Raw genomic sequence first — 21,655 nt, forward strand, 5'->3', positions numbered from 1 at the left:
GCAGCTTCGAATTTTCGGTTATATTTGATAATTAGCAACAGCCCAATATGAAACACGCGCGCATTTTAACCCTCCTGATGAGTATATCTTCCCTTACTTTACGGGCACAGGATATTAAGGAACAGGAAGTGAAACGAATAATCACCACCCTTGCAGCTGATGATATGCAGGGACGTAAAACATTTGAACCTGGTATAGAAAAGGCGGCCCAGTTCCTGGAAAAGGAGTTCACCAGGGCGGGGCTTCGGCCACTACCGGGCGCTACTAATTTCCGCCAGGCATTCCATCGTTTTAATACTACGCCCGGTCTACGTCAGGGCCACGTTGGGAATAGCGTGATCGGGGCAGAAAGAATTATCCTGCTCGGCGTAGCTCCGTCGATTGACTGGAATCAGCAAAGTGATGTAGATGTGCAAACATTACCTGCCGGTGAGCAATTTTATGACTTCGTGAGAAAGCTGAGAGAGGCAAAAAAGAATACCCTTGTGTGGGTTGATACCGCACATACCGAGGACTTCAATAAATTTTACGGGACTATACAGGAAAAGGGAAGTAAGCATCTCGATAGTATGTGTTCGGTCGTGTTAGTACTTAAACAGGCAGGAGATGCAGATTTCAAAACCTGGGATGTAAAAGCCAGTCAGCAGGTCACTCCGCTATACCTGAGCAATATTGCAGGTATGATCAAAGGAAAGACAAAGCCGGATGAATATGTGATCTTTTCAGGGCACTATGACCATCTGGGGATTGTGAAACCTGTTAGTACCGACAGCATTGCAAATGGCGCTGATGATGATGCCAGTGGGGTAACAGCGGTGATTATGCTGGCAAAATATTATAAGCAGCATCCTCCCGCCAGATCGCTCATCTTTGTTGCATTTACGGCTGAGGAGATAGGAGGTTATGGTTCCCGGTATTTCTCTAAGCGGCAGAACCCCGACAAGGTGGTAGCGATGTTCAACATCGAGATGATCGGCAAGGAATCGAAGTTCGGTAAGAACAGTGCATTTATCACCGGGTACGAGCGTTCTGATTTTGGAAAGATTCTTGAGAAGAACCTGCAACATTCGATCTTCCGTTTCTATCCTGATCCTTATCCTGAACAGGATCTGTTCTTCCGTTCAGACAATGCTACACTGGCCAGGCAGGGGGTACCTGCACATACTATTTCTACAGACCAGATTGATTCGGATAAACTGTATCATAGTGTAGGAGATGAAGTCAGTACCCTGGATATTAAGAACATCACGAGTACTATACAGGCTATTGCTATCAGTGCGCGTAGTATAGTAGCGGGTACAGATACGCCTACCAGGATCGCAGCATTAAAACGCTAGGATCAGGTTAGGATCCGGGCAGTTAGCCATATATTTCGCTCTTTCACTATAACGACATACGCCAGGATAGTCTCCCACCTTCCCTTCCATATCTGTGATGAGCTGGAAGTGAAGGTGAGGAGGCCAATGGCCATTCTCACTCAGCGGTCCGAAATGGGCTATTATCTGTCCTGCAGGAACAGGTGCATCCACTTTTAATCCTTCCAGATCAGCTACACTCAGGTGCCCGTACAGGGTGTGAAAAGGTACACCATCCAACACGTGTTTTAGAATAATAGTAGCCCCGTAATCTCCCATCTGATCATTGAACTGAAAACTATGGATCGTGCCGTTGAGCGGTGCATAAACCGGTGTCCCCACGGGGCCCCAGATGTCTATGCCCAGGTGTAAACGGCGAGGTTCGCCTTCTGTATCGAAATGGGTGCTGCGGGAGTAGATAGTTCTGTGTTCCCCATAGCCGCCTATGCCAAAGGCAGCGTTGTGTTTAGCCAGTAGCTGAGTGATATAGTCACTGAAAAGTAACTCATTGTCCAGTATATCAGGCGTCAGGTCTGTATTGGCGGCAGTAAAGTCCATAGGATACAGGTGATCCTTTGCAGGATCAAATAATACGACTGGCTGAAATGGCTGATGACGTTGTAAGATTTCGGTTAACATAGTAAAAAAGAAGGCTGGCATTGCGCCAGCCTTGATTTATTAAACAACAATATTGATCATTCTTCCTTTCACGATCACTACCTTCTTGACAGGCTTCCCTTCGATCCATTTCTGTACGATCTCGTTGGAGAGTACAGCCTGTTCGATGGCGGCATTGTCTGCATCCAATGGAAAGCCCAGTTCAGTACGGGTTTTACCATTTACAGCGATAGGGTAGTTGAATGCGTCTTCTTTTACATACTTTTCTTCGAATACAGGGTATGGTGCATCGAGGATACTGGTTGTATTGCCCAGGAGGTGCCACAGCTCTTCAGCGACATGCGGAGCATAAGGTGTGAGCAGGATCAGCACTGGTTCAAGCACACTGCGTTTATTGCATTTCAGGCTGCTCAGTTCATTCACACAGATCATGAACTGGCTTACAGCGGTATTGTAAGAGAAGTTTTCAGTATCGTTATCGATCTTCTGAATGGTTTTGTGTAACACTTTCAATTCTTCAGGTGTTGCTTCGCCATCTTTTACGATCAGGCCTTTTTGTTCGTCAGCAAAGAGACGCCAGAGTTTTTTGAGGAAGCGGTGAACGCCTTCGATACCTTTAGTATCCCATGGTTTTGATTGTTCAACGGGACCGAGGAACATTTCATACATGCGGAAGGTATCGGCGCCGTATTTTTCAACGAGTACATCCGGGTTGACGGTATTGTACTTGCTTTTACTCATTTTCTCTACTTCGGATTTGCAGGTGAACTGGCCGTCCTGCAGGAGGAAGATCGCATTTTCGAAATCTGCTTTCCATTTTCTGGCAGCATCAATATCCAGTACTACGCCATCCACAAAATTGACGTCTACGTGAATAAAGCTTTCTACCACATGGTTTACGTGCATAGAATCCAGGAATTCAGCTAAAGATGCATCCTGTGTTCTGATCAGTTCAATGATCTCCCTGATCTTGAGATCGCCGTAGCTGCTGGAGATATACACCTGTTTGTTATCCGGCAGTGTGATTGGTTCAATTTCATCAGCACCTACATGGTGATCGCTGTGGATAAACCGTAAGCGTTTTACGAATCTTGAGGAACCCTGAATCATACCCTGGTTGATCAGCTTCCTGTAAGGCTCATCAAAACCAATATAACCCAGATCAAACAATACTTTCGTCCACAGGCGGGAATACAGCAGGTGACCTACTGCATGCTCTGTACCACCGATGTATACATCCACCTGGTTCCAGTAGTCTGTAGCTACGCGACTTGCAAATTCTTCTTTATTGGAAGGATCAGCATAGCGCAGGAAGTACCAGCTACTGCCTGCATAACCGGGCATGGTATTGGTTTCACGCCTGGTGTTTGCATCTATATTCACCCAGTCAGTGATGTTAGCCAGCGGGCCTTCACCATCTTCGCCTGGTTTATACGTGTCTACATGTGGGAGTTCAACAGGCAGTTCGCTCTCGTCTACAGCGTATGGGATACCATTTTTGTAAACGATCGGGAATGGTTCACCCCAGTAACGCTGACGGCTAAAACCTGCATCGCGCATTCTGAAGTTAGTCTGCTTTTTACCGATACCCATTGCTTCTACCTTATCAGCCACCAGCTCCATTGCTTCTCTCATTGGCACGCCATTGAGGAAATCGCTGTTCTGTAATACGGCATCCTTGGTTGGATTTGCTTCTGCACCGTTGAAAGCTTCGCCGATGATATTTGTGATAGGAATATTAAAATGCTTGGCAAAGCCAAAGTCGCGCTGGTCGCCACAAGGTACCGCCATAATTGCACCTGTACCATAACCTGCCAGCACGTATTCCGAGATCCATACCGGGATCTTTTTGCCATTGAATGGGTTCAGTACATAAGCACCTGTAAAGCAACCTGTGATTTGTTTCACTTCGGCCATACGCTCACGCTCGGAGCGGCTCTGTACGTAATCCAGGTATTTATCTACTGCAGCTTTGTTTTCAGGTGTAGTTATCTGCGCTACCAGCTCGTGTTCAGGAGCCACTACCATAAAGTCAACTCCAAAGATGGTATCAGGCCGTGTGGTATAGACTCTTAAGCCCTGACTGTCGTTGCCGTCGAATTTGAAGGTGATCTCAGCACCCTGGCTCTTACCGATCCAGTTACGCTGCATTTCCTTCATGGCTTCGCTATAGTTTACGGTTTCCAGGCCTTCGAGCAGGCGGTTAGCGTACTCTGTGATACGGAGGAACCACTGGCGCATTTTCTTCTTTACTACCGGGTGGCCACCACGTTCACTCACACCATTCACTACCTCATCGTTTGCCAGTACAGTACCCAGTGCTGCACACCAGTTCACCTCTGCATAAGCGAGGAAGGCGATACGGTAGTGCATGAGGATCTCACGTTGATGGGCTTCATCATAACCTTTCCAGTCTTCAGCAGAGAAGGAGAGGGCACGATCGCCGGGGCATTCATGTTTTTCGTTCCCTTCTTTTTCGAAGATGGCGATCAGTTCCGGTATACGTTTAGCTTTCTGGGCACTACGGTCAAACCAACTGTCGAACAGTTGCAGGAAAAGCCATTGTGTCCATTTATAGTAATCAGCACTGCTGGTATTCACTTCTCTTTCCCAGTCGAAGCAGAAACCGATGTTATCCAGTTGTTTACGGAAGGAAGCGATATTTACGGCAGTAGTTACAGCAGGGTGCTGACCTGTTTCCAGGGCATACTGTTCTGCTGGCAGACCAAAGGCGTCCCAACCCATGGGATGTAGTACATTAAAGCCTTTTAGTCTTTTATAACGAGCATAGATGTCAGACGAAATATACCCTAGCGGATGGCCTACATGGAGGCCTGCTCCTGACGGATAAGGAAACATATCAAGCACATAGCACTTGGGCTTTTGGCTATTGATGCTAACCCTGTAAGCTTTCGAATTGCTCCAGGAATCCTGCCACTTTTTCTCAATAGCCCTAAAATTATATTCCATATAATTGTTGAATTAACCGGACGTAACGCTACGCCCTGTTGACTTAAAATAACGTTAAAGGATGACAAAAGTAAACATAACTGCTAATTTTTATTATTTTCGCCTATAAACGGTAGTTTAATGGCGCAGCAACCCGGGAAATCATCATCTAGAAAATCCAAACCTTCTTATCTGTATTCCATCATTGGAGTGGCACTGGTACTGTTCCTGCTGGGAACTTTGGGGCTTATAGTCATCCATGCCAACAAGCTCAGTGAATATTTTAAAGAAAGCATTGAAATTCAGGTGATCCTTAGGGACAATGTAAAGGAAGAGCAGGCAATCGCCCTTCGTGATTCAATTGCCGGCAGGCCTTATGTAAAGTCGATCGAGTACGTATCTAAAGATATGGCGGCTGAGCGCTTTAAAAAGGAGTTCGGGGAAGATTTTATCACCTTGCTGCAATATAACCCATTATATGCCAGCATAAATGTAAAAGGCAATGCCCGGTATGTAAATCCGGACAGCCTGTCAGTGATAGAGGCAAATCTGGGGCAGCAGCCCATAGTGAGGGAGATCTCTTACCAGAGAGGACTCGTATCCAAGCTGAATGAGAATGTTCGTAAGATCGGGTTTGTGATCCTGGGGATCTCCGTAATGCTGGCAATTGTAGTGATCGTGCTGATAGACAATACAATACGTCTGGCTATGTTCAGCAACCGCTTCCTGATCAAAACGATGCAGATGGTAGGGGCTACCCGGTGGTTCATTGCCAAGCCTTTCGACCTCCGCAGTATAATCAATGGTGCCTTGAGTGCCATATTGGCTATTGCCGGTTTGATTGGGATTCTCTATTTTGCAGACCAGTTACTTCCAGAGCTCAGTACAATGAGAGACTACTTTATGACATCTGTCCTGTTTATAGGTATGATTGTAATAGGGATCTTTATCTCACTGGTGAGCACACATCGCTCGGTAATGAAATACCTGAAGCTGAAACTGGATGATTTATATTGATTGATAATTTTCTACATCATATGATTAAAGAAACAAAACAAGCTGACAAAGCAGTGATTGATAGCCGTCCTGTTTTCGCAAAAGATAACTATAAGTTCATGATAGCGGGCCTGGTGATTACTGTGATCGGCTTCCTGCTGATGACAGGTGGTTACAATAACGATGCTACCAAGTTCAAACCAGAGGAAGTGTATAGTTTTCAGCGCATTACGCTGGCGCCTATCGTAATTTTGCTGGGCCTGGCGGTAGAGATTTATGCAATAATGCGTAGACCAAAGCAATAATACCTGCAACTCTTTATAATTCAGGCGATGATACTAATTCATCGCTTTTTTTTTATTTAAAACGGATAAATCTGCTATTCCCATGAGCATTCTGGATGCCATTATCATTGCCATCGTTGAAGGACTAACCGAATTCTTACCTATTTCGTCTACCGGCCACATGGTTATTACCAGTGCTATACTGGGTATTGGAGACGATGACTTCACGAAACTGTTTGAGATCGTTATACAGCTGGGGGCAATATTAGCTGTCGTTGTTTTGTATTGGAAGAAATTCTTTGTATTCGACAGGAACCGCATCCCTTTTTATATTAAACTGATACTGGCCACCATTCCTGCGCTGATTCTGGGCTTCCTGTTTCACCACAAGATCAAGGACCTGATGGGTTCTCCGATGGTCGTAGCAGCCAGCTTGTTCCTGGGAGGGATTGTATTGTTGTTTGTAGACAACTGGTTTACCAACCCCACCATTGATAAGGACGAGCAGGTGAGCAACTTCAGGGCCATCCGCATCGGGTTTTTCCAATGCCTGGCACTGATCCCTGGTGTGAGCCGCAGTGCTGCTTCCATTATTGGGGGTATGCAGCAGAAACTGACCCGCAATGCTGCCGCTGAATTCTCGTTCTTCCTGGCAGTACCGACTATGTTCGCAGCTACGTGTTATGATCTGTATAAGAGTAAAGATATACTGGCAAGCAATACCGGCAACTTCCAGCTGCTGGCTATCGGATTTGTCATTGCTTTCATTGTAGCCTTGTTGGCTATCAAATTTTTTATCGGCGTACTGAAAAAATACGGATTCCGTGTTTGGGGGGTATATCGTATACTGGTAGGCGGAGCTATCCTGGCTGCTATGTTTATGGGATATAATCTCACCGTAGGATAAGTTTCCGATACGGGGCTGTGTTTTTGGTTTGAAGCAGGAGGGTTGCCTAACAAGGGCCGGGTATCAATTCATGAAAGATTACAATAAATAAAAAAGCTTCTGCCACTGCAGAAGCTTTTTTATGTTACCCCTTCACTGCCAGTAGCAATTCCAGGTCAGTATATTTTAGTTTGAACTTTTCACTCAGGTGATAATTGGTCAGTGCTCCTTTATATAGATAAATCCCATTCCTTACTCCTCTCTTTATCCACACCAGGTTCTCAAATCCACCGTCATCTGCAGCTTCCAGCAGTAGCGGCATCAGCACATTACTGATTGCTTCTGAGGCGGTACGTGCAAAACCCGATGGAATATTAGGCACACAATAGTGTACTACATCATACTTTTTGAACACGGGATTCTCATGGCTGGTGATTTCAGAGGTTTCAAAACAACCACCCCTGTCTATACTTACATCCACAATGACTGACCCGGCTTTCATATTGCTTACCATAGATTCCGTTACTACAATAGGTGTACGGCCATTCTGGGAAGATAATGCGCCGACGGCAACATCTGCATTCCGCAGTTGTTCTGCCAGTACTTTAGGTTGTATAACGGAGGTAAATACCCGTACGCCGATGTTGTTCTGCAGGCGTTTCAGTTTGTAGATATTATTGTCGAATACTTTTACAGAGGAACCCAGGGCCATAGCTGTGCGGGCAGCAAATTCGCCCACGATGCCAGCCCCGATAATCACCACTTTGGTAGGAGGGATGCCTGTGACGCCACCGAGCAGGATACCTTTACCTTTATTGCTATTGCTCAGGTACTGGCTGGCCAGCAGCATGACTGCACCTCCGGCTATTTCGCTCATTGCCCTTACAATAGGGTAGGTACCCGCATCGTCTTTGAGATTCTCGAACGAGAGCAGGGTAATCCGTTTCTCCATCATCTTCTGTACCTGCTCTATTTTGAGGGCGGCCAGGTGGATGGGAGAGATCACGATCTGGTGAGGATGCAGCAGCTCTATTTCCTCATCGTTGAGTGGGGCTGATTTTACAATGATCTCCGCTTTGTATACTTCTTTCTTGTCGTATAATATTTCGGCGCCGGCTTCTGAAAAATCTGTGTCATAAAAATGAGAGCCATCGCCTGCTTTATGTTCTACCACGATATGATGACCATTGCTGGCCAGTATACTTACCGCATCCGGTGTCAGGGCTATGCGGTTTTCCTGGAAGGACGTCTCTTTTGGAATACCTATAAATAAACGGGAATTTTTCTGCGGAATATCCAACGTTTCTTCCAGCGGTGAATATGTAAAGCCAGCACTCACAACAGGTTTTTGCCTTTGCTCCATATAGTTGTCAAAATTGATCCGGGTGAATTTTTCCTTGTAACCAAAGATACGTTATTTGTTCAAAGCAACTTTAAATGAAAAACGATTGCTTACCCTACCCGCAACTGTCTCCGCTGATCAGGCAGCACAGTCAGTTGCAATCGAATGGTATCTTCCGGTAGCAGGTTCTCTATGATATCCGGCCATTCGACAAAGCAAATAGCCCCATCCTGATAGAGGGTATCCTCTACTCCCGCGCCTATGGCCTCTTCCTCATCCCGCAGCCGATACAAGTCCAGGTGGTAAATATTACGTGTTGCACCGTCATTAGTACGGTAGGTGTACTGGTTGATAATGGAGAAGGTGGGACTGGCAGTCGTATCCTCCACGCCTTTCGCAGCACAGAGTGCCTTTACAAAAGTAGTTTTGCCGGCCCCCATGGCACCCGTGAGGGTAAAAATCTGTTGCCCGCCGTATGCTGCCCAGAAACTTTGGGCTACTTCAGGTAGCTCCGCTATAGTAAAGGTCCATTCCATCCCGTAAATGTAATTAAATAACTGTAATCTATTGGTTGATACTGCGTTGCATTAATAAAAGACTTGCAGAAATAATTGATTTTCTGTTACTTTCATATTGCCGTGCCACTCCGTTGCATTAATATTTTATTCGCATGAATCGACGGTAGATACCTTTGTAACGTTAATCAGTCACTAATGGAAACGATCAGTTGTAAAGTTAAAGGAATGAACTGTACCAGTTGTGCTTTGACGGTATCCAAATATCTTCAGCACAAGGGTATGCAGGATGTGAATGTAAGTTTTGCCACAGAGGAATTGAGTTTTACCCTGCCGGAAGGAGTGAATACGAACACCAAAGACATCCTCTCGGGCATTGACCAGCTGGGCTACCAGGTGGTATTGCCTGATCAACCTCAGCCAAAAACAGCTTTTCTGCGTTCACTATCGTTTAAGTTTATTTTCTGCGCCGTCTTTACTGCTCCCCTGTTATTACATATGTGGGTACACTGGGCATGGCTTCATGATCCTGTTGTTCAGCTGTGCCTGTCTACACCTGTTTTTCTGGTCGGAATGTGGCATTTTGGCCGGAGCGCTATTCGCTCGCTGACCAATGGAATGGCGAACATGGACGTACTGATTGCACTCGGTGCTATTGCCGCTTATGGTTATAGCCTCACAGGCACCATTCTGCATCTGGGACCTGACTATATGTTTTACGAAACGGCGGCGGCCATCATCACCCTGGTATTTCTGGGCAACCTGCTGGAAGAGCGTTCTGTAAAACAGACCACCACTGCTATTACAGCCCTTGCAAAAATGCAGGTAACAACTGCGCGTCGTATTGAAGAACATGATGATCACGAGCATGTTCATATTGTGGATAACCAGGCGCTGCGTACCGGAGACAAAGTACTCGTGAATACAGGTGATATGATCCCTATGGATGGAACTATCTTCTGGGGTAGTGGCCTCATCAACGAGTCTATGATCACTGGTGAAAGCACACCGGTACGTAAAGGTGAAAAAGATAAAGCCATTGGTGGTACCATTCTGGAAGAAGGGAGTATTAAAATGTTCATCACTGCTACCGGGAAAGATACCGTACTCTCCTATATAATCGACCTTGTAAAACAGGCACAGGGCAATAAACCTCCCATGCAGAAACTAGCCGATAAGATCAGCGCCGTCTTTGTACCACTGGTATTAGGGATTGCGGTGTTGACTTTCGCAGGATGGGCGATATTTGGTCATATCACCATCGGTGCTGCGATTATGAGAAGTATTGCGGTACTGGTGATCGCCTGTCCATGTGCCATGGGCCTTGCTACACCGGCAGCGGTAATGGTCGGCCTGGGCAGGGCTGCGAAAAATGGTATTCTCATCAAAGGTGCTCAGACACTGGAAGCTTTTAAGGATATAAAATATGTGGTGCTGGATAAGACAGGCACCCTCACTACCGGCAAACTGAAACTTGGCAACTACCACTACGAAGGCATGTCCGAAAAGGAATTCGCCCAGACGGTGTACAGCCTTGAAAAGTTCTCTTCTCACCCCATTGCGCGTTCATTGGTCAGTATCTGGAAAAAGGAAGGAGAAGTGAAGTTGACACAGATCAGGGAAATCAAAGGGCGTGGTATGCAGGCAAAAGATATGGCTGGCAATGAATGGCAGCTAGGGTCATTTGAAATGGCAAAACATACTACTGCTGATGACAGCCACAACCTGTACCTGTTAAAGAATGGTCAGTTGGCCGGCTGGATAGACCTGATAGATGAAGTAAGACCTGATGCTGCCCGGATGGTATCTATGCTGCAAAGCAGAGGCATTACCCCGGTACTGCTGAGTGGTGATACAGAACGGAAATGTCGTGAACTGGCAGCGTTGACGGGTATCAAAGAAGTTTTTTCCAGTCAGACACCGGAACAGAAACTGGAGAAGATCGATAGTCTCATGAAAGAGGCACCGGTGGCCATGGTAGGTGATGGTATCAATGATGCGCCGGCACTGGCCAGGGCTACCATTGGTATTTCATTGAGCGATGCTACACACATTGCTATGCAGAGTGCAAATGTGATCTTATTGAATAGTCAATTATCTTCCCTGCCACTGGCGTTAGGGTTGGGTAAACATACCTTCCTCACTATACAGCAGAATCTTTTCTGGGCATTCCTGTACAATGTGATCGCCATTCCTTTTGCGGCCTTTGGGGTACTGAGCCCTATATCCGGCGCAGGTGTGATGGCGATATCTGATATCGTACTGGCCGCTAATTCTGTACGTCTGCGATACAAGAGAGTAATATAGTTACATTTACAGCGTGACGACTCCTACAGAAATACTGAAAACATACTGGGGCTATGCGCAATTCCGTCCTTTGCAGGAAGACATTATTCAGTCCGTCTGCAATGGGCAGGATACGCTTGCGCTGATGCCTACGGGGGGCGGAAAGTCTGTCTGCTTTCAGGTACCGGCATTGATGAAAGAAGGGCTCTGCCTGGTGGTAACGCCGCTCATTGCATTGATGAAAGACCAGGTAGCGAATCTGCGTAGCCGTAATATTCCTGCCGCGGCTATCTATGCAGGTATGTATTATCAGGATGTAGAGAAGCTATTGGAAGAAGCGCGTCGCGGTGCTTATAAATTTCTTTATGTTTCTCCTGAGCGGTTGCAAAGTCGTCGTTTCCTGGAGTATTGTGATGGACTGCCAGTAACCTTGCTGGCGATAGATGAGGCGCACTGTATTTCACAGTGGGGATACGACTTTCGCCCGGCTTATCTGGAAATTGCGGAGATCAGAACACAGTTTCCGGGAGTACCGGTATTAGCACTTACTGCATCGGCTACGCCAAAAGTACAGCAGGATATCTGTGAAAAGCTGCGCATGCGAAAGCCAGCTATCTTCAGCAAGAGCTTTGTACGCAGTAATCTTTCCTATACCGTAATTGAAGAAGGCGATAAGCAACCAAAGTTATTACACATATTACAGCGCGTACCCGGTAGTGCGATTATCTATTGCCGCAACAGAAAGGGGACCCGTGAACTGGCGGATATGTTGGAGCAGCATGGAATTTCTGCCAGCTATTATCATGCGGGATTGACAGGAGAAGAGCGTACGGCCCGCCAGGAATTGTGGATTCAGGGCAGGATCAGGGTAATGGTATGTACCAATGCATTCGGGATGGGCATCGATAAACCGGATGTGCGGGTGGTGATTCATGCAGATGCACCTGAAAGCCTGGAGGCATATTATCAGGAAGCGGGTAGAGGAGGAAGAGATGAACAGAAAGCGTATGCCGTGCTGCTCTATCATTCTTCTGAGCTGGATAGGATGAAGGAAATGGTGAACCTGCAGTTTCCGGGGCTGGATCAGGTGAAGGGTGTTTATCAGGCGCTAGTGAATTATTTGCAGGTGCCGGTAGGAGGAGGAGAGGGGGTATATTTTGATTTTGACATCAATGACTTCGTACAGAAATTTGAACTGAATATAACGATTGCCTATAGTGCCTTGCGCATTCTTGAGCAGGAGGGTATTTTGCAGCTGAGTGAAAGCGTGTTTATGCCATCTATGGTGGAATTCATTGTAAACAGGCAGACGTTGTTCGCATTTGATGCCGCACAACCGGCGTTGTCGGGACTTGTACAAACATTATTACGTACTTACGAAGGGGTCTTTGATAATCCGGTGCCTGTATATGAAAAGCAGCTCATGCGCATACTGCGTTTGAAGGAACCCGAAGTAATACAGGGATTGCAGCAGCTGCATCAACGGGGAATTATCAGGTACAAGCAGCGTAAAACGGTACCACAGTTATCATTTGTAGAGCAGCGGGTGTCTACACAGCATTTAAGGATAGATACGGAAAGAGTAAAGGCAAGAATGAAAGCATATCAGGACAGGCTGGACGCAATGCTGGAGTATGTGAAGAATAAAAAGCAGTGCCGTACGCAGTTGCTGGTAGCATATTTTGGAGAAAAAAATGCGCCACCCTGCGGAATTTGTGATGTGTGTATTGAGCAGAAGAAAAAGCCGGTGGATTTTAAGGCGATTTCGGGATTATTATTAGCAGCGCTGACAAGTATGCCAGTTGAATGGGAAGTGGTCCAGGATAAGCTAAAAGAGGTGGATGAAGCAGAATTAATGGAGGTGACCCAATACCTGATCAGTGAAGAAATAATTATACGGGATGAAGAAGGCCGTTTACGCACAAAGTAGTAAGGCCTGCTTTCAGATAAATAAGAACGCTTTTACCTGAAGTAAAAGCGTTCTTATTTACTACTTAAGTGATATAACTTTCTTTGCATGACTGCTCTCAAACGCTGCTTCAATGATTTTTATCACATTCACTGCATCGGCTGCAGGTACAGGATTAGGTCCTTTACTGATCAGCGCATTATATATCCCATCGTAATACTCGGTGTAATCGCCTTTAGGAGACGGAAGATACTCCCTCACCACTTTGCCATTCCGCTCAGTATGCAGCAATCCCCACTCATGGATGCCCTCTATACCCCATCCTGGTGCGCCAGGCATTAGTCCCTGTTGTAACATGGTCTCCTGCGTATCGGCTTTTGTCTTAATAAAAGAGCCTTTACGCCCGTGAAACTGGTAAGAAGGAATCGGCTCTCTGGTAATATAGCTGCACTTCAATCGTACGCGCAGGTGCTCATAGAAATACACCAGTTCAAAGTAATCATCTACCAGTGAATCTTTCCTGATCGTCCTGATATCTGCCCAGATAGCATCCGGCATACCAAACAGCAGCAGCGACTGATCTACCAGGTGTGAACCTAGATCATACAGTCCACCTGTTCCTGGCAGTTTCTCTTCCTTGTGTTTTTTATAACTCAGTTCTTCCCTGTAGCGATCATAATGAATCTCTGCTTCCAGCACATCCCCCAGATCACCACTGTCCAGTACCTGTTTTACAATCTTAAAGTCACTATCAAAGCGTCTGTTATGATACACGCTCAGCAGCAATCCTTTAGATGCTGCCAGGTCCGCCAATGCTTGTCCTTCAGCCGCATGCACGGTAAATGGCTTTTCTACTATCACATTCTTCCCTGCTTCCAGTGCGGCTTTCGTGTAATCATAATGTGTATAGTTCGGTGTATTGACTACGATCAGCTCCAGTTCGGGGTCCCTGATCATATCTTCTACACTGGTATATACTTTCACATCAGGATAGCGCTGTCTTGCGAGGTGTTTACTTCTTTCCACTACAGCATACAAGGTAAACCCCGGATGTGTGTGAATAAATGGCGCATGAAAGATATGTCCGGACATACCATAGGAACAGATCCCTGCTTTGATAATTTTCTCCATATCCTAGATTTTAATTAAAACCAGCTACTTCTTTTTTTGCTACTTTTTCCGCCTAAGCCTAATGCACCCAGTAACCCTCTGGTGATCTCAGTCATCACGGTACGACCTACCTGTTTGGCCACAGGACTGCTTAACACACTATCCAACATACTCTTTTCTTCCGGTTGTTTTTTATTGCCGTTTGTTCTGGTAGCAGCAGGCACACTCTTATCTGCCGCCTCCTGCAGTTTGGCAGTCAGGATCTCGTATGCACTTTCATTATCGATTTCCTGATTGTACTTCCTGGCGATCTTGCTGCTGCTTACCAATGCATCCATCTCCGCATCGGAGAGTACATCCATCCGGGAGCGGGGTGTTACCAGCATTGTTGCCGCCAGTGGAGTTGGAATACCCTTCTCATTCAGACAGGTAAATAATGCTTCACCAATGCCAATCTGTGTGAGCAATTCATCTGTTTTATAGAAATCAGACAGCGGATAGTTTTCAGCTGTTTGTTTGATCGTCTTACGGTCGTTGGCAGTAAATGCACGTAATGCGTGCTGTACTTTCATACCCAATTGTCCCAGTATAGCAGGAGGCACATCCATGGGGTTTTGGGTGCAGAAGAAGATACCAACTCCTTTTGAACGGATCAGTTTAATGATCGTTTCAATCTGTTGTAACAGTGCAGCACTCGCTTCCTGGAATACCAGGTGTGCCTCGTCTATGAACAGTACCAGTTTAGGTTTTTCCAGATCTCCTTCTTCCGGCAGTGTAGCATAGAGTTCTGCCAGCAGGCTAAGCATAAATGTGGAAAACAATTTCGGCTTATCCTGAATATCTGCGACTCTTACGATAGAGATCACACCTCTGCCATCGTCGCTGATGCGCAACAGGTCATCTACTTCAAAAGAGATTTCTCCAAAGAACTTGTCGGCGCCCTGTTGCTCTAATGCGATTACTTTTCTCAGGATGGTGCCTGCTGAAGTGGTAGAGATCTTACCATAATCTTTTTCGAGTTCAGCCTTACCTTCATCGCTCACATACTGCAATACTTTCTTGAAATCTTTCAGGTCCAGCAGAGGCAGTTTGCTATCATCACAATATTTAAAAATCATGGACACCAGTCCTTCCTGCGTATCATTTAATTCAAGGATTCTGGAGAGAAGAATAGGACCAAATTCACTTACCGTGGCTCTCAGGCGCGCGCCTTTTTCATTACTAAGCGACAACAGTTCTACCGGATACCCGGCAGGCGACCAGCTGCCCCCGATTTTCTCATAACGTTCTTTAATTCTCTCACTGTTGGTGCCGGCAGCCGCTACGCCACTCAGGTCACCTTTGATATCCATGAGCAGTACGGGTACGCTGGCATCACTCAGCCCTTCTGCAATTACCTGCAGGGTTTTGGTTTTCCCCGTACCCGTGGCGCCGGCTATCAATCCATGTCTGTTCATCGTTTTTAATGGCAGGAATACATCCGCTCCACTTACGACATCGCCATTCAGCATGGCACAACCGAGTTTAAATCGTTCACCCTTGAAGGTGTATCCGTTTTGGATTTGCGACAGGAATGCTTCTTTATCAGCCATGGGGTATAAAATTTCTCTGAAGATAGAAAAACAGGTTGTATCAATGGTAAAATAATGTCGGGAATATCACATACGTCAGGATCTGGTTTAAATAAACTACGTCCTTAAAAATAGGATAAAGGTAGCTGTTTCCGGCAGGCTCCCGGATAAACATGCATAAAAGCGGGAATTTGAAGATGAGTATAAAAAAAGGGGCCTGTATCAATTCTGATACAGGCCCCTTTAAAATTTATGAAAAAAAAGCATTTAAAGGTCTTCTTCTCTTTCGAGCATCAGTATCGCGCTCTGCGGTACGATGAAATATTTTTCGCCCTGGTAGGACACTTCTGTAGAACCATTGAGCAGGAAGATAGCCAGATCACCTTCCTTTGCCTGCAAAGGAATATACTTCACTTTCTCTTCCTCTCCTTTCCAGGCATCATCTTCCTCAGAGGGCAATGGAATGGCATAACCAGGACCGGTTTTGATCACATATCCAGATTGTACCTTTTCCTTTTCCTGCATGCCGGGGGGCAAATAAAGCCCGCTTTCTGTGCGTTCGTTAGGGGTCAATGGTTTTACCAGTACCCTGTCGCCTACAACAATCAGCTTTTTCAATTTATTATCTATTGTCAGGTGTGTTGCCATGGTCTATACAATACAAAATGTATGCAGCAGGTCCATATTGTGCCAAGATGACATATACTACAGGGCAGACAGGGGGAAGGTCTCACCTGCCCTGATACCTTTCTCGGTTTGTTGCAGCACTACGCATTCTACAGCCGGATCGTGCTCTAAATACAATACATATTGCTGCTCCAGTGCCTCTGTCAGGTAGGTTTTCTTTTCCTGAAGGGTTGTCAGCGGGAACATGTCGTATGCCATTACGTATGGCAGCGGAATGTGTCCGATGCTGGGAAGCAGGTCCGCCATATAGAGGATGGTTTGGTCCTTGTATTTGATCTGTGGTAGCATCTGTGCATCCGTATGTCCGTTTACAAAACGGATGTTGATATTGTCGGTAAAGGATACACCATCTTTTACTTCTACAAATTTCAGCTGACCGCTTTCCTGCATTGGCAGGATATTCTCTTTCAGGAATGAAGCTTTCTCCCTGTCGTTGGGTTCAGTGGCCCATTTCCAGTGATCTTCATTGCTCCAGTAGGTTGCATTTTTGAATGCTGGCAACAGCTTGTCGCCTTGCCTGATGATGGAACCTCCGCAATGGTCAAAGTGCAGATGGGTCATGAACACATCTGTGATATCGTCTTTATGGAAACCCAGTTTGGCCAGGGAGCTATCCAGGGTTGCGTCGCCATGCAGGTGGTAATGGCCGAACCATTTCGCATCCTGTTTGTCACCAATACCCGTATCTACGAGGATCAGGCGCTTGCCGTCTTCAATGAGCAGGCAGCGCATTGCCCAGGTGCATAAATTGTTTTCGTCTGGTGCATTTAGTTTATGCCAGATACTCTTGGGAACTACGCCGAACATAGCTCCCCCATCCAGTTTAAAATAGCCTGTGTCTACGGTATATAGTTTCATACAATTGAAATTTCTATTGCAGTTCCTTTTGCTTTCTCCGTGCGGAAAACAGCCATGCGAGGCCAATCAAAAAGAAAACAGCCAGTGCAATCACCGAATTACGCATACTACCTGTTGCCTCGTGGATGACCCCGAAGGTGATCATACCAATCACGATAGAAAGCTTTTCTGTCACATCATAGTAACTGAAGAATGACGCGGTATCTTCTGTTTCAGGCATCAGCTTGGCGTAGGTGGAGCGACTCAGGGACTGAACGCCTCCCATGACCAGGCCTACAGCTGTGGCCAGTATATAGAAATCAGTAGCTGTCTGCATACGGTAACCCGCAAAGCAAATGCCTATCCATACGAATATGACCCCAATTAATACAGGGAGGTTACCAAACTTGCCTGAAAGCCATGCCATACCTGAAGCACCTGCGATCGCTACGACCTGAATAACGACCACGACACTGATAAGGACAGATGATTCCAGGTGAAGTTCCTGTGAACCAAAGATCGTCGCTGCCATCATCACTGTCTGCACTCCCATGCTGTAAAAGAAAAATGCCCTCAGAAAACGCTTCAGTACCGGCATTGTTTTTACCTGGGCATACACTTTACGCAGCTCGGTAAAACCTTCTGTCAGTGCTCCTGCACTATGGTTACTAATGGTGCCTTTAGATGCGGGCAGCCGTATAAAGGTGATCTGTGCAAAACCTATCCACCATACACCTACCAGCAGGAAAGTGATGAGTACTGCCTGACCATCAGAGATACCAAATGGCTTGATTGTTACGAGGGCAAAACCGATCAGTTGCAACAGTACGCTGCCGATATAGCCCATGGCGAAGCCTTTGGCACTTACCCGGTCGCGGTCTTCTTCTGCTGCGATCTCAGGCAGATAGGAGTTATAGAACACTAACCCGCCGCAATAGCCGAGGGTCGCGAGAATAAAGAATATAACCCCGTATTCTACGTTGCCACCTCTGAACAGGTACAGCGCACTACAGCTGATGCCTCCCAGCCAGGTGAACATCATGAGATAACGCTTTTTATTCCCCCGGGTGTCTGCAATAGAAGACAATATAGGGGAGGCGATCGCAGCAATCAGAAATGCTGCTGCCATGGCGTAGTCATATAGGGCAGAGTTGATAAAGTATTTTCCGAAGAAAGGAATGCGGTCACTGCCAAAGGCAGCTTTTGTGGCGCTTGTAAAATAGATAGGGAAAAAGGTAGTTGTAATTACCAGATTGTAAACAGAGTTAGCCCAGTCATACATGGCCCACCCGTTAATTACTTTCTTACTGGCAGTCTTTTGCATATGCATCTCGTATTATGGGGTTCAATATACGATTAAAGCACTAATCCCCACATCATTTGTAGTCCAAGATACTCATGCGCTGTTCACACATAAAATACTCCTGCTCATCATTGGAGCTGACAATGATCATACGATTATTTGCATATGTTGTAATCAGGTCCTGGTAGAGTTTTACGCCGGCTGCATCCAGGTTGGTGCAGGGTTCATCCAGCAATAATACAGGCACATCCGAGAAGATAGCCAGCGCCAGTTTCAGTCTTTGCTTCATCCCTGAAGAAAAGTGCTTGACCTGTTTACGCATAGAAGTAGCCAGACCTACTGTTTCCGCTGCTTTTTGCGGTGTGATACCCGGTATGAACTGCTTAAATTGTAAGTGGAAACTGATGCTTTCTGCGAGGGTAAATTCTTCGATCAGTTCCAGGTATGGAGCTGCGATGGCGCAGTAGTTGAAAAACTGATCAGGGGGTAATGGGGCATTGGAATATTGGTAAGTGACGGTGCCTTCGTTGTGCAGCAGGTGCCCGCTCACAACCTGTAATAATGTAGACTTACCTGAACCGTTAGGTCCAAGAATGGCGTAACGTTGTCCAGCTTCAAAGGTAGCATTGACCCGACGAAAGATCCAATCGTAGTTAAAGCGTTTTCCGGTCTGGTCCAGCGTTATTTTCATTCGTCCTCGTTATTTATAGAAAAGGCAATACCATATGCTTTGCACATATGGTATTGCCCATAAAAATTTATTTTCATTCGTCACTGGAGAGAGAGGTATAGCCCTTCATGATACCACGGCCGGACTCACGGATAAAGGAAAGGATTTCATCCCTTTCATCCGTGGCAGGATATTCAGCTTCGATGATGCTTACAGCTTTTGACAGCTTGTAGCCTTTCACGAAGATCACGCGGTAAAGGTCCAGGATATGGTTGATCTTCTCCAGGGAGAAACCTCTTCTTTTTAAACCGATAGAGTTCACACCAACATAAGACAATGGCTCACGAGCGGCTTTTACATAAGGAGGTACATCTTTTCTTACCAGTGAACCACCGGTAACGAAAGCATGTGCACCGATCTTACAGAACTGCTGCACTGCCACCATACCTGCCAGTACTACGTGATCACCGACAGTGATGTGACCGGCCAGGGTTGTATTGTTGGAAAATACACAGTAGTTACCTACCTCACAGTCGTGGGCGATATGGCTGTATGCCATGATCAGACAGTTGGAACCGATCACGGTTTTCCATTTGTCTTTGGTACCTCTGTTGATGGTTACGTACTCACGGATAGTGGTATTATCTCCAATAATGGTGGTGGTGTCTTCTCCGTCAAATTTGAGGTCCTGTGGTATAGCGGATATAACGGAGCCTGGGAAGATACGGCAGTTCTTTCCAATCCTTGCCCCTTCCATGATAGTGACATTCGACCCGATCCAGGTGCCATCACCGATCTCTACATTTTTGTGGATAACGGTGAAAGGATCAATTTTAACATTTGGTGCCACCTTCGCGTCGGGGTGGATGTAAGTAAGCGGATGGATCATTGCTATTTTTTGGCGTCTCTAGTTTTAATGATTTGAGCAGTCAGATCGCCTTCTGTAACGATCTTATTTCCTACAAACACAGTTCCCCGCATTTCTACGATACCTCTTCTGATAGGGCTGAGCAGCTCCATTTTCAGGATCATCGTATCACCCGGAACAACCTTTTGCTTGAACTTACAGTTGTCGATCTTGATAAAATATGTGTCGTAGTTTTCAGGATCAGGAACTGTATTCAGGGCGAGGATACCTCCACATTGTGCCAATGCCTCTACCTGTAATACACCCGGCATTACCGGATTGTTCGGGAAGTGGCCCTGGAAGAAAGGCTCGTTGAAAGTTACGTTCTTGATACCCACTACCTGTGTATCAGTCAGATCAATGATCTTGTCTACCAATAGCATGGGGAAGCGATGTGGCAGGGTCCGCTCTATACGTGGAAGATCAAATATAGCCGGTTTATTAGGATCATATACAGGCACATCTTTAATGTGCTTGTTCTTCTTAATGTATTGTTTCAGACGGCGGGCGAACTCGACGTTAGAAGCATGGCCCGGACGGTTGGCGATGATATGCGCCTTGATAGGATATCCCACCAGTGCCAGGTCGCCCAGGATGTCCAGCAGTTTGTGACGTGCAGGTTCATTAGGGAAACGCAGCTTGATATTATTCAGGATACCTTCACGCTGTTCTACACTGATATTCTTGCGTTGGAATACGGTTGCCAGGCGTGCCAGTTCCTCTTCACTTACAGGTTTATCAACGATTACGATTGCGTTATTGATATCACCACCTTTAATCAGGTTATTGTTGATCAGGTACTCCAGCTCATGCAGGAAAACAAAAGTACGGCAGGAAGCGATTTCAGATCTGAAATCAGCGAGGCTGTTCAGGTTCGCATGCTGTGTACCCAGTACAGGAGAATTGAAGTCGATCATACAGGTGACACGGTAATCCACTGCAGGCAGTGCTACCATTTCCACGTTCTTCTTGTCGTCGTAGTAGGTAATGTTGGTATCGATTGTATAATATACCTTCTTCGCATCCTGTTCAGCTACACCTGCCTGTTCGATGATCTCGATAAAAGGCATAGCGCTACCGTCCATGATAGGTACTTCAGGACCATCAATATCTATTTCAACGTTGTCAACACCGGTACCTACCAGTGCTGCCATAATATGTTCGATTGTATTTACTCTTGCGCCATTGTGTTCCAGGGTGGTGCTTCTGGAAGTATCTACTACATAATCTACATCCGCCTTTACTACAGGCTGGTTGGGCAGATCAATACGTCTGAACTTAATACCCGATCCAGGATTGCCAGGTTTGAGGGTCATATTTACGCTGGCACCTGTGTGCAAACCTACACCCGATATAGTAACAGGACTTTTTATCGTGTGTTGATTGGACGACTGTTGATTATCCATCATGTTAATTAACTAATTTATCTT

The 21,655-nt window shown here is 46.1% G+C and carries 18 protein-coding genes; 6 read left to right on the top strand and 12 right to left on the bottom strand.

Annotation, left to right across the window (positions count from 1 at the left end; translation table 11 throughout):
* Positions 1-47: 47 nt before the first annotated feature.
* A complete protein-coding gene (locus ABDW33_RS04155) occupies positions 48-1,337 on the top strand; it encodes a M20/M25/M40 family metallo-hydrolase (RefSeq protein ID WP_343688805.1) in 1,290 nt (429 codons plus the stop codon).
* Here the strand turns inward: ABDW33_RS04155 and ABDW33_RS04160 are convergent.
* A complete protein-coding gene (locus tag ABDW33_RS04160; RefSeq protein ID WP_343688806.1) occupies positions 1,326-1,994 on the bottom strand; it encodes a peptidoglycan DD-metalloendopeptidase family protein in 669 nt (222 codons plus the stop codon). The two genes, ABDW33_RS04155 and ABDW33_RS04160, sit on opposite strands and share 12 nt — an antisense overlap.
* 39 nt (positions 1,995-2,033) lie before the next feature.
* Positions 2,034-4,943 (bottom strand): class I tRNA ligase family protein, encoded by a 2,910-nt coding sequence (locus ABDW33_RS04165; protein WP_343688807.1) that lies wholly within the window; start codon positions 4,941-4,943, stop codon positions 2,034-2,036.
* Positions 4,944-5,063: 120 nt separating this feature from the next.
* On the opposite strand from ABDW33_RS04165, the gene ABDW33_RS04170 reads away from it, so the two are divergent.
* The 3 genes from ABDW33_RS04170 to ABDW33_RS04180 all read left to right on the top strand — a co-directional run bounded on the left by ABDW33_RS04170 (position 5,064) and on the right by ABDW33_RS04180 (position 7,109).
* Positions 5,064-5,939 carry a permease-like cell division protein FtsX gene (locus ABDW33_RS04170; protein ID WP_343688808.1) on the top strand — a complete coding sequence of 292 codons (876 nt, stop codon included), beginning with the start codon at positions 5,064-5,066 and terminating at the stop codon, positions 5,937-5,939.
* A gap of 20 nt (positions 5,940-5,959) precedes the next feature.
* The gene (locus ABDW33_RS04175) at positions 5,960-6,223 is read left to right on the top strand and encodes a DUF3098 domain-containing protein (protein ID WP_343688809.1); all 264 of its coding nucleotides are present in this window, start codon (positions 5,960-5,962) and stop codon (positions 6,221-6,223) included.
* 82 nt (positions 6,224-6,305) lie between these two features.
* Positions 6,306-7,109: an undecaprenyl-diphosphate phosphatase gene (locus tag ABDW33_RS04180; protein ID WP_343688810.1), complete on the top strand. Its 804-nt coding sequence runs from the start codon at positions 6,306-6,308 to the stop codon at positions 7,107-7,109.
* A gap of 124 nt (positions 7,110-7,233) precedes the next feature.
* Here ABDW33_RS04180 and ABDW33_RS04185 read toward each other — a convergent pair whose 3' ends face one another.
* Entirely contained in the window at positions 7,234-8,451 is a 1,218-nt protein-coding gene (locus ABDW33_RS04185; RefSeq protein WP_116853562.1) for an alanine dehydrogenase, read from the bottom strand.
* An 89-nt stretch (positions 8,452-8,540) separates the two neighbouring features.
* The gene (gene tsaE / locus ABDW33_RS04190; RefSeq protein WP_343688811.1) at positions 8,541-8,966 is read right to left on the bottom strand and encodes a tRNA (adenosine(37)-N6)-threonylcarbamoyltransferase complex ATPase subunit type 1 TsaE; all 426 of its coding nucleotides are present in this window, start codon (positions 8,964-8,966) and stop codon (positions 8,541-8,543) included.
* 177 nt (positions 8,967-9,143) lie between these two features.
* On the opposite strand from tsaE, the gene ABDW33_RS04195 reads away from it, so the two are divergent.
* Complete coding sequence (locus ABDW33_RS04195; protein ID WP_343688812.1) at positions 9,144-11,252, top strand: cation-translocating P-type ATPase; 2,109 nt, start codon at positions 9,144-9,146, stop codon at positions 11,250-11,252.
* Between the two features lie 13 nt (positions 11,253-11,265).
* Complete coding sequence (locus ABDW33_RS04200) at positions 11,266-13,161, top strand: ATP-dependent DNA helicase RecQ (protein ID WP_343688813.1); 1,896 nt, start codon at positions 11,266-11,268, stop codon at positions 13,159-13,161.
* Between the two features lie 60 nt (positions 13,162-13,221).
* Here ABDW33_RS04200 and ABDW33_RS04205 read toward each other — a convergent pair whose 3' ends face one another.
* The 8 genes from ABDW33_RS04205 to ABDW33_RS04240 all read right to left on the bottom strand — a co-directional run bounded on the left by ABDW33_RS04205 (position 13,222) and on the right by ABDW33_RS04240 (position 21,634).
* Positions 13,222-14,271: a Gfo/Idh/MocA family oxidoreductase gene (locus ABDW33_RS04205; RefSeq protein WP_343688814.1), complete on the bottom strand. Its 1,050-nt coding sequence runs from the start codon at positions 14,269-14,271 to the stop codon at positions 13,222-13,224.
* A gap of 14 nt (positions 14,272-14,285) precedes the next feature.
* On the bottom strand, positions 14,286-15,842 hold the full coding sequence (locus ABDW33_RS04210) for a helicase HerA-like domain-containing protein (RefSeq protein WP_343688815.1): 1,557 nt from the start codon (positions 15,840-15,842) through the stop codon (positions 14,286-14,288).
* A gap of 246 nt (positions 15,843-16,088) precedes the next feature.
* The gene (locus tag ABDW33_RS04215; protein WP_343688816.1) at positions 16,089-16,469 is read right to left on the bottom strand and encodes a co-chaperone GroES family protein; all 381 of its coding nucleotides are present in this window, start codon (positions 16,467-16,469) and stop codon (positions 16,089-16,091) included.
* 57 nt (positions 16,470-16,526) lie between these two features.
* Positions 16,527-17,366, bottom strand: a complete 840-nt coding sequence (locus ABDW33_RS04220) for an MBL fold metallo-hydrolase (protein ID WP_343688817.1) — start codon at positions 17,364-17,366, stop codon at positions 16,527-16,529.
* Between the two features lie 13 nt (positions 17,367-17,379).
* Positions 17,380-18,669 carry an MFS transporter gene (locus ABDW33_RS04225; RefSeq protein ID WP_343688818.1) on the bottom strand — a complete coding sequence of 430 codons (1,290 nt, stop codon included), beginning with the start codon at positions 18,667-18,669 and terminating at the stop codon, positions 17,380-17,382.
* A gap of 52 nt (positions 18,670-18,721) precedes the next feature.
* Entirely contained in the window at positions 18,722-19,339 is a 618-nt protein-coding gene (locus tag ABDW33_RS04230; protein WP_343688819.1) for an ATP-binding cassette domain-containing protein, read from the bottom strand.
* A gap of 73 nt (positions 19,340-19,412) precedes the next feature.
* Entirely contained in the window at positions 19,413-20,207 is a 795-nt protein-coding gene (gene lpxA / locus ABDW33_RS04235; RefSeq protein WP_343688820.1) for an acyl-ACP--UDP-N-acetylglucosamine O-acyltransferase, read from the bottom strand.
* A 2-nt stretch (positions 20,208-20,209) separates the two neighbouring features.
* Positions 20,210-21,634, bottom strand: a complete 1,425-nt coding sequence (locus ABDW33_RS04240; RefSeq protein WP_343688821.1) for a bifunctional UDP-3-O-[3-hydroxymyristoyl] N-acetylglucosamine deacetylase/3-hydroxyacyl-ACP dehydratase — start codon at positions 21,632-21,634, stop codon at positions 20,210-20,212.
* Positions 21,635-21,655: the final 21 nt, after the last annotated feature.

Source organism: Chitinophaga sp. (genome assembly GCF_039596155.1).
Taxonomy (GTDB): domain Bacteria; phylum Bacteroidota; class Bacteroidia; order Chitinophagales; family Chitinophagaceae; genus Chitinophaga.